The 11,834-nt window shown below is 71.5% G+C and carries 12 protein-coding genes; 4 read left to right on the forward strand and 8 right to left on the reverse strand.

Translation table 11 applies throughout. The annotated features are described in order from the left end of the window. Positions 1-14 precede the first annotated feature (14 nt). Complete coding sequence (locus KYX17_RS07840; RefSeq protein ID WP_243226420.1) at positions 15-860, forward strand: UbiA family prenyltransferase; 846 nt, start codon at positions 15-17, stop codon at positions 858-860. Positions 861-866: 6 nt separating this feature from the next. Here the strand turns inward: KYX17_RS07840 and KYX17_RS07845 are convergent, their stop codons facing one another. From KYX17_RS07845 to KYX17_RS07865, 5 genes are all read right to left on the reverse strand, one after another. Beyond that, the gene (locus tag KYX17_RS07845) at positions 867-1,385 is read right to left on the reverse strand and encodes a hypothetical protein (protein ID WP_374208943.1); all 519 of its coding nucleotides are present in this window, start codon (positions 1,383-1,385) and stop codon (positions 867-869) included. Between the two features lie 57 nt (positions 1,386-1,442). Beyond that, positions 1,443-2,573 carry an NAD(P)/FAD-dependent oxidoreductase gene (locus KYX17_RS07850; protein ID WP_243226423.1) on the reverse strand — a complete coding sequence of 377 codons (1,131 nt, stop codon included), beginning with the start codon at positions 2,571-2,573 and terminating at the stop codon, positions 1,443-1,445. Beyond that, positions 2,566-3,258: a methyltransferase domain-containing protein gene (locus KYX17_RS07855; protein ID WP_243226424.1), complete on the reverse strand. Its 693-nt coding sequence runs from the start codon at positions 3,256-3,258 to the stop codon at positions 2,566-2,568. The genes KYX17_RS07850 and KYX17_RS07855 overlap by 8 nt, the downstream gene beginning before the upstream one ends. Further along, complete coding sequence (locus KYX17_RS07860) at positions 3,255-4,337, reverse strand: type III polyketide synthase (protein ID WP_243226425.1); 1,083 nt, start codon at positions 4,335-4,337, stop codon at positions 3,255-3,257. The genes KYX17_RS07855 and KYX17_RS07860 overlap by 4 nt, the downstream gene beginning before the upstream one ends. Before the next feature lie 346 nt (positions 4,338-4,683). Then, positions 4,684-5,265 (reverse strand): nitroreductase family protein, encoded by a 582-nt coding sequence (locus KYX17_RS07865; protein ID WP_243226427.1) that lies wholly within the window; start codon positions 5,263-5,265, stop codon positions 4,684-4,686. A 164-nt stretch (positions 5,266-5,429) separates the two neighbouring features. Between KYX17_RS07865 and rraA the strand changes: the two genes are divergently transcribed. Together rraA and KYX17_RS07875 are read left to right on the forward strand one after the other, a co-directional pair. Further along, positions 5,430-5,897: a ribonuclease E activity regulator RraA gene (gene rraA / locus KYX17_RS07870; protein ID WP_243226429.1), complete on the forward strand. Its 468-nt coding sequence runs from the start codon at positions 5,430-5,432 to the stop codon at positions 5,895-5,897. Between the two features lie 70 nt (positions 5,898-5,967). Further along, positions 5,968-6,351 carry a VOC family protein gene (locus tag KYX17_RS07875; protein WP_243226431.1) on the forward strand — a complete coding sequence of 128 codons (384 nt, stop codon included), beginning with the start codon at positions 5,968-5,970 and terminating at the stop codon, positions 6,349-6,351. Positions 6,352-6,357: 6 nt separating this feature from the next. Here the strand turns inward: KYX17_RS07875 and KYX17_RS07880 are convergent, their stop codons facing one another. After that, on the reverse strand, positions 6,358-7,722 hold the full coding sequence (locus tag KYX17_RS07880; protein WP_243226433.1) for a glucose-6-phosphate dehydrogenase: 1,365 nt from the start codon (positions 7,720-7,722) through the stop codon (positions 6,358-6,360). Positions 7,723-7,798: 76 nt separating this feature from the next. Between KYX17_RS07880 and KYX17_RS07885 the strand changes: the two genes are divergently transcribed. Further along, positions 7,799-9,592 (forward strand): glycoside hydrolase family 15 protein, encoded by a 1,794-nt coding sequence (locus KYX17_RS07885; RefSeq protein WP_243226434.1) that lies wholly within the window; start codon positions 7,799-7,801, stop codon positions 9,590-9,592. Between the two features lie 35 nt (positions 9,593-9,627). Here the strand turns inward: KYX17_RS07885 and KYX17_RS07890 are convergent, their stop codons facing one another. Further along, positions 9,628-10,749: an ABC transporter permease gene (locus KYX17_RS07890; protein WP_243226435.1), complete on the reverse strand. Its 1,122-nt coding sequence runs from the start codon at positions 10,747-10,749 to the stop codon at positions 9,628-9,630. After that, positions 10,746-11,627 (reverse strand): ABC transporter ATP-binding protein, encoded by an 882-nt coding sequence (locus KYX17_RS07895; protein ID WP_243226436.1) that lies wholly within the window; start codon positions 11,625-11,627, stop codon positions 10,746-10,748. Before KYX17_RS07895 ends, KYX17_RS07890 begins: the two co-directional genes overlap by 4 nt. Positions 11,628-11,834: the final 207 nt, after the last annotated feature.

Consider the following 11,834-nt stretch of genomic DNA (forward strand, 5'->3'; position numbering starts at 1 on the left):
CTTACGGTCGGAGCATGACCCGAGCCCTGGCGACCGTGCGCGCGCTCTGGGCCTCCACGCATCCGGGCCCCGCGCTGGTCGTGACGGTGCTCACCCTGGCGCTCGGCCTCTCGGCCGGACTCGCACCGTGGCGCATCGCGCTGCTGACGGCCGCCGTCTTCGCCGGTCAGGTTTCGATCGGCCTGTCCAACGATGCGATCGACGCCGGCCGCGATCGGGCCGTGGGCCGCGCCGACAAGCCGCTCGCTCGCGGGGACGCCCGCCTCCGTACCGCGTGGACGGTCGCCGCCGCATCCGTCGCCTGCGCGCTGCTGCTGTCGGCTCCGCTCGGATGGGGGCTGGTCGCCGCCCAGGCGGTGACGATCGTCTCTGCATGGCTGTACAACGCGCCGTTGAAGGCGACGCTGTTCTCGATCGTGCCGTTCCTCGTGAGCTTCGGCCTGCTGCCGTCGCTGGCGACACTGTCGGCTGCGGCGCCTGCGCTCGCGGCGCCCTGGGCGAGCGCAGGCGCCGCATCGCTGGGGGCGGCGGTGCACCTGGCCAACGTCCTGCCGGATCTCGACGACGATCAGCGCACCGGCATCCGCGGTCTTCCGCATCGGATCGGAGCGCGCTGGTCGGGTGCGCTGGCGGGGGTCGGGATCATCGGCGGCGCGGCGGCGGTGCGGCTGGGTCCCGCGAGGGATGCGGCGCCGATCGTCTCGTGGCTCTTCTTCGCCGCTGTCGTCGGCGTGGCGGTCGTCGCCGTGGGATGCGCGTGGGCGCGCCGCCCCGGACGCATCGTGTTCCGTCTCGTGATGGGCGCGGCGCTCCTGCTCGCCATCCAGCTCGTGGCGACGGGTGGATCGCTCAGCTCCTGAGCGGTTCTACCCGGCGCACTCGCGCGATTCGTCCGTGATGATCCACGACGACGCGTCGCGGTGCATGACGACGGTGCCGCAATCGCCCGATGCCCCATAGGTGACGAACAGTGTGGCGTCGGTGGCCGTCTCCGACTGCACCTGCACGTCGACGTCGGCGCTCTGCCCGGTGGCGCGGTAGAGCTCCGAGGTCGCCTGGATCATCTCCTCGCAGGTCGTGAGGGCGAGACCGTTCTGATTGAGCTCGGCGAGCATCCGCTCCGCCAGAGCGGGAGAGAGCGCCGCGCACGCCGCGGCGGGGTCGGGCGTCCGGGTGGCCTGGAACCAGGCGCGGAAACTCTCGACGGGGCCGCCGGCGGCATCATCGGATGCGGCGGGAGTGGGCGGGGTGGACGGTGCCGGCGTGGTGATCGCGCTCGGCGATTCCGCCGGCTCGGGCGGGTCGCTCGGCGCCGCGGTGCAGGCTGTCAACACCAGCGCCGCCGCGGCCAGGGTCAGCGTGCCGAGGATTCCGAACCGTCGCATACTCACGGATGAATGCTGTCAGATCGGCTGGCCCGCCGCCGGTGCCTGTGGGCAACCTCAGCCGGCGTCGGCGTCGAAACCCATCGCATAGGCGCGCGTGAGCACGGCCCCGACCGGGCTGTGCAGCAGCATCCCGAGCGTCCCGCCGCGGATGCGGTGGGCCACCGCACCGGCCGGGCGTCCGAGCGCGGTGTTCACGCTCGCCATCGCGGCCGCGATCCGCGCGGAGCGCACGCGGCGCCGCTCCCAGCGAGCGAGATCTGCGGAGGCGGGAGTTCCGGTGCGGATCCCCTCGGCGACGATCGGGGCGAGTGTCGCCGCGTCCAGCAGGCCGAGGTTCATACCCTGACCGCCGATCGGGCTCACCTCGTGCGCCGCGTCGCCGACGACGATCAGGCCGCCCCGCCGGAGGCGCGGTGCGACGAGACGTCGAACCCGGAAGGCCGTGACGACCTCCATCCGGTCGGCGGCCTCATCCTCGCCGCGCTCGCGCAGGGCGCGCCGCATCCGCTCATAACGAGCGTCGGGCTCGTCCGGGCCCCCTTCCGCGTCGTGCAGCACGAAACGGCGGGCGGAGCCGGGGAGCGGGAAGGACTCCATGACGCCGGCGGCGTCGAGTCGGATCACCGCCACCGGGTCGGAGGCGCTGAGCGTCGTGTCGGTCATGAGGTAGCGGTCGCGGTACTCGTGCACCCGCAGCGCGGCGGAGCGGTACGCGAGCGACCGGCCGCCCCAGCCGCTGGCGACGATGACGAGCCGCGCGGCGAGATCGCGTCCGTCGGCCGTACGCACCCGCATCCGGTCGCCGTCGTGGTGCACGGCGGTCACCGTGATCCCGCGCTCGACGGGCCCGGCGAGATCGGCCAGCACGCCTTCGGTCATGCGCTGGGGCAGGGTTGCGACGAAGGGGAAGCGCGCGGACAGGCGGCGAAAGTCCACTGCGCCCAGCAGCCGTCCGCCGGTGCGTGCCTCACCGCGTTCGACGCGCACCGCGTCGTCGAGCAGCCGCGCCGTCGCGCCCGAGGCCTCGAGGGCTGCGAGCGTCGGCGGATGGATGCCGATCGCCCGCGTGCCGACTCCGGGTCCCGGGCGCTTCTCGAGCGTGCTGACGTCCACGCCGAGCCGGCGCAGCTCCGCTGTGAGCAGCAGCCCGACCGGACCCGCACCGATCACGATGACCTCAGTCATGCGCGTCCCTGACGGCCAGCACTCGGAAGCGGGCGGGGCGTTCCACGCGCCATCCCGCGGGCAGACGCGACGCGAGCTCGGCGGCCCGATAGCTGCGCCGGATCGAGCGGAGCCCATCGGTGCGCAGGAAGGTGCCGGGAGCCAGCGGCAGGATGCCGGCGCCGTAGAGCGCGTACGCCAGGCGCCCCCGCTCGATGTCGCCGTGCAGCACGAGGCCGGTCGACAGCGCGGCGGAGTCGTCGACGAACGCCGCGAGCTGCCTCGCATCCAGATGGTGCAGCACATGGTTCGAGAGCACCGCGTCGAAGCGCTCACCGTTGTCGCGCAGGGCGCCGGAGTCGGTGCAGACGAAGGACACATCGGATGCGGTACGTGCCGCCGCGGCCTCGATGGCGCGCGGGTCGGGATCCGCGCCGATCCACTGCACCCGCAGTCCGTCGGCGCGGGCGAGCGCGGCCAGGTGCGCCGCGACATCCCCGCCGCCGCATCCCAGGTCCAGTACGCGCGCCGGGCGTTCGAGGCCGGCCAGATAGGGACGGAGCGTCCGCCGATAGACACCGGCCCACCCCGCGACCAGCCGGTTCACGAGACCGAAGCGGCGATACGTGGCCGCGAGCAGTCGTGGGTCGCACGCCGGATCGTCCATCAGCTCGCGGAGCGACGCATCGCGCTCCGCGAGGTTCACGCGTCGCCTCGCACGAGCAGACGCCCCGACTCGACCGTGAGGCCGGGGCCGAAGGCCAACAGCCCCAGAGTCGTGCCGTCGGCGAGGGCGGGATCGCGCCGCATCCGGTCGAGGATGAACAGCACGGTCGCGCTGGACATGTTGCCGAACGCGCGCAGCACCTCACGCGACGGGGCCATCTGCTCCTCGGTGAGTCCGAGTCCGCCGGCCACCCGGTCCAGCACGCTGCGCCCGCCCGGGTGGATCGCCCACGCCGTGGCGCCGTCGAGGTACGCGACCGCATCGGCGACCTCGCGGCCCACGATGCGGGGAACCTCGGGCGTCAGCGTCATCTCGAAGCCGTGGTCGCCGACGGTCCAGACCATGTCGTGCTCGCCGTCGTCGCTGAGCGCCGTGCGGAACTCGTCCAGCTCGAAACGGCGCCCCGCGTGCTCCCGCGAGGTCACGACGGCGGCCGCGGCTCCGTCGGCGAAGAGGGATGCGGCGACGATCTGCTCCGGGTCCTCGCTGACGCGCAGGTGCAGCGAGCACAGCTCCGCACAGACGACGAGCACGACCGCGCCCGGCTGCGCAACGGCGATGCGGTGGGCCGCACGCAGTGCGGGGACGGCGGCCGCGCAGCCGACGAACCCGTGGTGGTAGCGCTCGGTCTCCGGACGCAGCCCCAGATCGCGCACGAGCAGCATGTCGGGGCCGGGGGCGAACAGTCCGGTGCAGCTGACGGTGACGACGTGCGTCACCTCGCCTGGCGTGACCCCGGCATCGGCCAGGGCTGCTCTGCCCGCCCGCGCGAACAGGTCGGGCACGAGCCGGCGGAACTCGGCGTTGCGCGCGGCGGTGCTCGGGTCGAGCAGAAGGTCGCCCTCACGCACCGCGAGAGCCTCCGGCGGGGCATCGCCGGAGAGCGATGCCAGCACGGTGTGGCGCGTGTCGATGGCTGCGGCGTCGAAGGCGGCGCCGAGGATCCGTTGCGCGCGGCGGTCGAGACCCGGCTGCATGAGGAAGAGGTCGCGGATCTGCGACTGGGTGAGCCGGGTGTCGGGCACGGCCGTGCCCACCCCGACGATGCTCGGGACCATGCCTCACGATAGGCACGTCCGGCGTCGAGGTGGTGCAGGCTGGTGCCCGGATGTGGCGGCGTCTAGAGTGCCCCGCCCCGAAACGCCCCCTTTCGCGCTCGCCCGTCGCGGCTGTCGTGCGCTGAAACCGCAGCTCGCCTGTCACAGATCGAACGCGGAGCGTCGATCTGTGACAGGCGAGCGAGGGGTGGCGCGGTTCCCCCGTCAGAGATCGCGCCTTGGGCGTCGATATGTGACGGGGGAGCGGGAGAGCCCGGGCCCGGAAGGGTCACGCGCATGGGCCCCGGAAGGGTCACGCGCATGGGCCGCGGAAGGACCGGACCGGAGGGCCGCAGGCCCGAAGGGGTCAGTCGTTGACGACGACGGACTCCTCGATGGGGCGACGCACGCGGGGAGCGCGCTCGCCGTCACGGGCGAACTCGGGGGCGTCCTCGATGGTGCCGTGGTTGCCGACGGCCATGATCGAGAAGGGCGTGAACTCGGGGGCGAGGTCGAAGGCCTCGGAGACCGCGGCCGCGTCGAAGCCGGTGAGCTGGTGGGTGTAGAGGCCGTTGGCGTGAGCCTGCACGGTAAAGTGCGCGGCGGCCTGGCCGAGGTCGTAGAACGCGGAGGGGAACTGGTGCTCGCCGCGCGAGGTCTCGGCGATGAAGACGACGAGCGCGCCGGCGGGGGCGGCCCACGCCTGGTTGAACTCGACCATGCTCGCGACGACCTTCGCGTGGGTCTCGGTTCCGCGGCGGGCCACGATGAAGCGCCAGGGCTGGTTGTTGTACGCGGAGGGCGACCAGCGGGCGGCCTCGAGTGCGCCGCGCAGGGCGTCCTCGTCGATCGGGGTCACGCTGTCGTAGGCGCGGGTGCTCCAGCGCTGCGAGAGCACGTCCAGAATGGGCGCGTCCGTGGGGGCGGTGCGGTCGAGAGTGTCAGACATGAGGATCTCCTCGGGGTCGAATATGCGGGGGGACGTCATCGGCCCGATCCATGCAACGGTATACAGAGGTGGAATGTTCCCGGATCCAAGCGGGGTGTAAATGTGGAAAGAACTTCACGGCGCCGACCACGCACCCGCGGCATCCGGCGTCCTACCGTGGACGCATGGTGATCGCGACGGCCGATGTGTACGACGAGCGGGGTGAGCAGCTCGACTCCCTCGCGCTGCAGCTGCGCGACCTGGGCGGAAAGCGGGCGTTCGAGGGTCCCGTCCGCACGGTGCGCTGTTACCGCGACAACGCCCTCGTGAAGTCGGTGCTGCAGGCGCCGGGAGACGGTGCCGTGCTCGTCGTCGACGGCGGCGGGTCGCTCGAATCCGCACTGGTGGGCGACATCATCGCCGGCGCTGCGGTCGAGAACGGCTGGGCCGGCGTGATCGTCTTCGGCGCGGTCCGGGATGCGGCCGTGCTCGCGACTCTCCCGCTGGGAGTGAAGGCCCTCGGCACGAACCCCCGCAAGAGCGCGAAGGACGGCGTCGGCGAGGTCGATGTACCTGTGGAGATCGCGGGGGTCGTTTTCGCCCCCGGCCGTCACGTCTGGGCCGACGAAGACGGCGTGCTTGTCGAGCGCTGAGCCCGCATCCGCCCTCGACAGGCGTGCGCCGCGGGAGCAAGCTGGGGCATGACGATCGAGGGGGATCACGATGTTCACACCGGATGCCGCATTCAGCGGTTTCAGCATCGACGACACGGATGCGGCCCGCACCTTCTACGGTGACGTGCTCGGCCTCACGGTCGTCGACAACCCCATGGGCTTCCTGGAGCTCGAGCTCTCGTCGGGGGCGCGGGTGCTGCTGTACACGAAGCCGAACCACGAGCCCGCGAGCTACACCGTGCTCAACTTTCCCGTCGCCGATATCGATGCGGCCGTCGACGACCTCCGCTCCCGAGGGGTGGAGACCAAGATCTACGCCGACGAGCAGTTCGCCACCGACGAGCGCGGCATCTTGCGCGGCGGCGGGTACGGCCCGGACATCGCGTGGTTCACCGACCCCGCCGGCAACGTGCTGGCGGTGCTGCAGACCTGACGCGCCTCAGGGCAGCTGCGGCCAGGTGGCAGGGCCCGCGGACCCTGCCGGATACTCGTCCAACGGGGTCTCGCCGCGTCGCCACGCGTCCAGCACCGGCTGCACGATGCGCCAGCACTGCTCGGCAGCGTCGCCGCGCACGGCGAGCGCCGCATCCTGGTCGAGGATGCTGGAGAGCACCTCGCTGTAGGCGAGGAGGTCGCCGTCGCCGAGCGTCACCTCGACGTCTTCGCGCACGAGCGAGAACGGCTCCTCGTTGCCGTTGACGTTCAGGCCGAGCGAGATCTTGTCGGGTCCGAGCGAGAAGCGCAGGGTGGAACCGGGAGCACGCCCGGTGAAGCCGCCCGGCAGATGGCGCACCGGTCGGAACGTCAGCACGATCTCGGTGTCCTTGCGTCCGAGTGCCTTGCCCGAGCGCAGGGTGAAGGGCACGCCCTCCCACCGCGCCGTGCGCACCTCGAGGGTGACTTCCGCCAGCGTCTCCGTCTCGCGCGCGGGGTCGACGCCCTGCTCCTCGGCGTAGGCGGGCAGCTCCTCGTCGCCGACCGTGCCGGCCGTGTAGCGGGCACGGCGGGCGGAGCGCACGGCGTTGTCCTCCCACAGCGATGTCGCCCGGAGCGCGGCCGCGGTCGCATCGCGCAGGTCGGTCTCGTGCAGCGTCGCCGGGGGCTCCATCGCCACGATCGCCATCACCTGCAGCAGGTGGCTCTGGATCATGTCGATCAGGGCGCCCGCCTGGTCGTAGTAGCCCGCGCGATCCTCGAGCCCCAGGGTCTCGTCGAAGCGGATGACGACGGACTCGACGTCTTCGGCCGACCACGCCGGCTCGAACAGTCGGTTGGCGAAGCGCAGACCCAGCACGTTGAGCACGGTGGAGCGGCCGAGGAAGTGATCGACGCGGAAGATCTGGTTCTCGGGCACCACGCGGCGCAGGGTCTCGTTCAGCGACCGGGCGCTCGCCTCATCCGTGCCGAACGGCTTTTCGAGCGCGAGCGTGAGCCCCTCGGGGACGTCCATGCCCGCGAGCTGCTCGCACGCGGCCTTCGCGACCTGCGGCGGGACGGCGAAGTAGAACACCGGGCGACCCTCGACCGCATCCAGCACGCTCTTCAGGTCTTTCGCGTCGGTCGGATCCGCGACGATGTAGCGGGCGTCCGCGACGAGACGGTCCACCGCCTCCCCGTGCCCGTCGCCGACCCCCGCCTTCAGCAGGTCCCGCCACTGCGTGTCGCTGAGTTCGCGTCGGGCGGCGCCGAGCAGGTGCACGGTGCGACCCGGCTCTCGATCCAGCAGCTGGGCGAGCGCGGGAAGCAGCAGTCGGGACGTCAGGTCGCCGGTCGCGCCGAAGACGACGAGCGTGGTGTCGGTCACGCAGGCCACGTTAGTCCCCGCTATGAGTAGCCGCGCCGGACGCGGCGAGGGCTTGACGACGCGGCATGATCGGAGCATGAGCGTCCCGATCGAGGACTACGCCGTCCTCAGCGACTGCCGCACCGCTGCCCTGGTCTCGCGCGAGGGCAGCATCGACTGGTTCTGCGCACCGCGGTTCGACTCCGCATCCGTCTTCGGCGCGATCCTCGGCGAGAACGAGCAGGGCGCCTGGCATCTGCGACCTGAGGATGCGGATGCCGTCGCCAGTCGGCACTACGACGGCGACACCTTCGTGCTCGTGACCCGGTGGGAGAGCGCGAGCGGCGTCGCCGAGGTGCACGACTTCCTGCCCATCGACGGGGGACGCGTCGACATCGTGCGCCGCATCGTCGGCATCAGCGGCACCGTCGAGTTCACGACGCATCTGCGCATCCGCTTCGATTACGCGCGCGCGATCCCCTGGGTGCGTCAGGTGGGGGATGCCGCGGCTCCCGCCCTCCACGCGATCGCTGGCCCCGACGCGCTCATCGTCCGCGGTGTCGCACTCACCCCGCACGGGCGCGCGCACCGCGGGCGCGTGAGCGTCGTCGCGGGCGAGACGGCCGACCTCGTGGCCACCTGGAACCCGTCCTACCTGCCCACGCCCGCACCGCTGGACGTGGATGCGGCGATCGAGCGCACGCGCGCCTGGTGGAACGGCTTCGCCGCATCCATCGACCACGACGGACCGCACCGCGACGAGGTCGTGCGCTCCCTGCTCGTCCTGCGGGCGCTGAGCCACCAGGACACCGGCGGGATCGTCGCGGCGGTCACCACCTCGCTCCCCGAGCAGATCGGCGGTGAGCGCAACTGGGATTACCGCTACGTCTGGCTGCGGGATGCGGCCCTCACGCTCGAGGCGCTCGTCGCGCACGGGTTCCTCGAGGTCGCCGAGCAGTGGCGGTCCTGGCTCATCCGTGCGATCGCGGGCGACCCGCGCCAGATGCAGATCATGTACGGCGTCGCGGGAGAGCGCGACCTGCCGGAGCGTCAGCTGATGAGTCTGCCCGGCTACGAGGGATCGGCGCCGGTGCGGGTCGGAAACGGTGCGGTGAACCAGTACCAGGCCGACGTCGTGGGCGAGGTCATGGTGTCGCTCGAGGCGGCCCGGGTCGCCGGGGTGCCCGACGATCCGCTGGCATGGGCCCTGCAGCGCGCCCTTCTGGACGGCGTCGAGGCCCGGATCGACGAGCCCGACAACGGCATCTGGGAGGTGCGTGGCGACCCTCAGCGCTTCACCCAGTCGCGCGCGATGATGTGGGCCGCCTTCGATCGCGGCGTGCGGGCCGTGCGCACGTACGGGCAGCAGGGACCCGTCGAGAAGTGGGAGGCGCTGCGCGACCGGCTGCGGGAGGAGATCGACACCCACGGTGTGGATGCGGCATCCGGAGCGTTCGTGCAGCACTACGGCTCGACCGAGGTCGACGCATCCCTCCTGCTGCTGCCGCAGGTGGGCTTCTGCGAACCCGATGATCCGCGCATGGCCGCCACGGTCGCCCGCATCGAGGCGGAGCTGATGCCCGACGGGCTCGTCAACCGCTACCGCACGCAGACGGGCGTGGATGGGCTGGCCGGCGGGGAGCATCCGTTCATCGCCTGCACGTTCTGGCTCGTGGAGCAGTACGCCCGCATGGGGCGCGTCAACGATGCGCAGGCGCTCATGGACCGTGCCTGCGCCACCGCGAACGATCTGGGACTGTTCTCCGAGGAGTACGACCCCACGGCCCGCCGCCAGATCGGCAACACGCCCCAGGCACTCTCGCACCTCGCTCAAGTGCGCGCGGCCGATGCGATGGGCGGGCACGGCGGCCGCGCCGCCCACCGCACCTGAGGCCGCGTTCTCAACCCGGTGAAACGAAACGCGGGTCAGCTGCGCGAGAGCGCCTCCGACAGCTTCACGCGCGCCCCCATCCGCAGCAGCGAGCGGCTGTAGATGCGCGAGCCGACCCAGATCGCCAACACGCACGTGACCGCCAGCACGAGGAGCGACACCAGCGGCTCCCACCACATCGCGCCGCCGAGGTAGAGCCGCAGCGGCATCGCGACCGGAGCCGAGAACGGCACGTACGACATGATCGTCAGCACGAGCTGGTTGTCGTTGAAGAAGATGACCAGGAAGTACGGCAGCATCACGAGCATCGTCAGCGGCGCGGTGGTCGAGCCGATGTCCTCCATGCGCGACACCATAGCGCCGGCCGCGGCGAACAGCGCCGCCAGCAGGATGAAGCCGAGCAGGAAGAAGATCGCGAACCACACGATGGGCCCGCCGAGGCCGGTGAGCACGAGGTCCTGACCCGTCACCGAGAGCCCGACGATCGCGATCGCCGCGAGCACCACGATCTGACCCATCGCGAGGATCGTGTTGCCGATGATCTTGCCCGCCATGAGAGCCCGCACCGGGATGGCGGAGATCAGCAGCTCGACCACGCGGGTCTGCTTCTCCTCGACGACCGACTGCGCGATCGTGCCGCCGAAGGTGGAAGCGGCGAGCAGGAACACGAGGCCGAATCCGAGGGCCACGAAGTACCGCAGCAGGAAGTCGGTGCTCGCCGGCTCCAGCAGGTGCACCGGCGGCGACTGACTCAGGATCGGAAGCAGCCCGGAGGGTAGATCGTCCTTGCCGACGACCGTGTAGTCGAACGCGCCCGACGCGGTCGCATCCGGAACGTCCGCGGTGGGGACGAGAGCCGCCTCCACGGTGCCGTCCGTGACCAGCGCCATGGCGGCGTCGGAGGAGTCCGCATCCGTCACGTCGAGTCCTGCGACACCAGAGACGACGGATGCGGTCGCCGGCGTCACGGCCACCTTGATGCCGCTCGTGTCGCTCGCCGTGAACCCGCCCCAGACGACCGCGCCGAGGGCGAGCACGAAGAGGATGACGGTGGAGATCACGAACGACTTGCTGCGCAGCTTGGAGCCGATCTCGCGCTCGGCGACCAGCCAGACGCTCTGCGCGGTGGTGGGGGCTGTGGGGACGTGCGCGTTCATCGGATGACCTCCCGGAAGATCTGCGTGAGAGTGGGGCGCTGCGGCGAGAACGAGTCGACGTCTCCGGCCGCCGCCGCGCGGGAGAGGACGGCACGGGCGACCTCGGGGGACGCTTCGAACACGGCCTCACCGCCGGCGAGCTCGACGACGGTGACCTCCGGCACGTCGCGGAGCCAGCCCAAGTCGCCGCCGGTGACGAGCTCGTAGCGGGGCGAGCTGTACTCGGCGCGGAGCTGTTCTCGGCCTCCCGCCGCGCGGATCGTCCCGCCCGCGATGATGACGAGGTCGTCGCAGAGGCGTTCGACGACGTCGAGCTGGTGGGATGAGAAGAGCACAGCGACGCCCGCCGCGGCGCGCTCCGCGAGCACGCCCGCGACCACCTCGACCGCGAGTGGGTCGAGGCCCGAGAAGGGCTCGTCGAGGATGAGCACCTCGGGTTCGTGCACGAGGGCCGCGGCGATCTGCGCGCGCTGCTGGTTTCCGAGCGAGAGGGTCTCGACCGTGTCGCCGAGGCGCTCGCCGAGTCCGAGGCGGTCCAGCAGCTTCTCGGCGTTCGCGGTGGCCGCGGCCTTGCTGTAGCCGTGGAGGCGGGCCAGGTACGCGATGTGCTCGCCGACCTTCATCTTGGGGTACAGGCCGCGCTCCTCGGGCATGTAGCCGAAGCGGCGACGGTCCTCGCTCGTGATGGGCGTGCCGTCGATCTCGACCGTGCCCGCATCCGCCGCGAGCACACCCAGCGCGATGCGCATGGTCGTGGTCTTGCCGGCACCGTTGCCGCCGACGAAGCCGGTGAGTCGGCCGTTCTCGACGGTGAACCCGACATCGTCGAGCACCCGGCGTGTGCCGTAGTTCTTTGTCACTCCTGACAGGCGCAGCATGCGTCCTCCTTGGTCCGTGCTCCGACGTTACGTCCGCAGCATCTCCACGCACCTCCCTCCCCGGACGGGTTCGTGTCCTCCTCCTTCCGGCGGAGCGAACCTCCTCGGCGGGCGCGTCCGCGGGCTCGCGGTGCCCAGGAGGTGGGGCGACGCGCCGGAATGGTGTGACATCTGCACGACCCGTGGGGCAGGAGGGACCTGTTGGGG

It is taken from the genome of Microbacterium sp. CIAB417 (assembly GCF_022788845.1).

Excerpts from the sequence above, each read along its gene's own strand:
- KYX17_RS07885 (WP_243226434.1), top strand. The coding sequence starts at position 7,799 with ATGAGCGTCCCGATCGAGGACTACGCCGTCCTCAGCGACTGCCGCACC.
- KYX17_RS07840 (WP_243226420.1), top strand. The coding sequence starts at position 15 with ATGACCCGAGCCCTGGCGACCGTGCGCGCGCTCTGGGCCTCCACGCAT.
- KYX17_RS07845 (WP_374208943.1), bottom strand. The coding sequence starts at position 1,385 with ATGCGACGGTTCGGAATCCTCGGCACGCTGACCCTGGCCGCGGCGGCG.
- KYX17_RS07875 (WP_243226431.1), top strand. The coding sequence starts at position 5,968 with ATGTTCACACCGGATGCCGCATTCAGCGGTTTCAGCATCGACGACACG.
- KYX17_RS07850 (WP_243226423.1), bottom strand. The coding sequence starts at position 2,573 with ATGACTGAGGTCATCGTGATCGGTGCGGGTCCGGTCGGGCTGCTGCTC.
- KYX17_RS07895 (WP_243226436.1), bottom strand. The coding sequence starts at position 11,627 with ATGCTGCGCCTGTCAGGAGTGACAAAGAACTACGGCACACGCCGGGTG.
- KYX17_RS07890 (WP_243226435.1), bottom strand. The coding sequence starts at position 10,749 with ATGAACGCGCACGTCCCCACAGCCCCCACCACCGCGCAGAGCGTCTGG.
- KYX17_RS07860 (WP_243226425.1), bottom strand. The coding sequence starts at position 4,337 with ATGGTCCCGAGCATCGTCGGGGTGGGCACGGCCGTGCCCGACACCCGG.
- rraA (WP_243226429.1), top strand. The coding sequence starts at position 5,430 with ATGGTGATCGCGACGGCCGATGTGTACGACGAGCGGGGTGAGCAGCTC.
- KYX17_RS07865 (WP_243226427.1), bottom strand. The coding sequence starts at position 5,265 with ATGTCTGACACTCTCGACCGCACCGCCCCCACGGACGCGCCCATTCTG.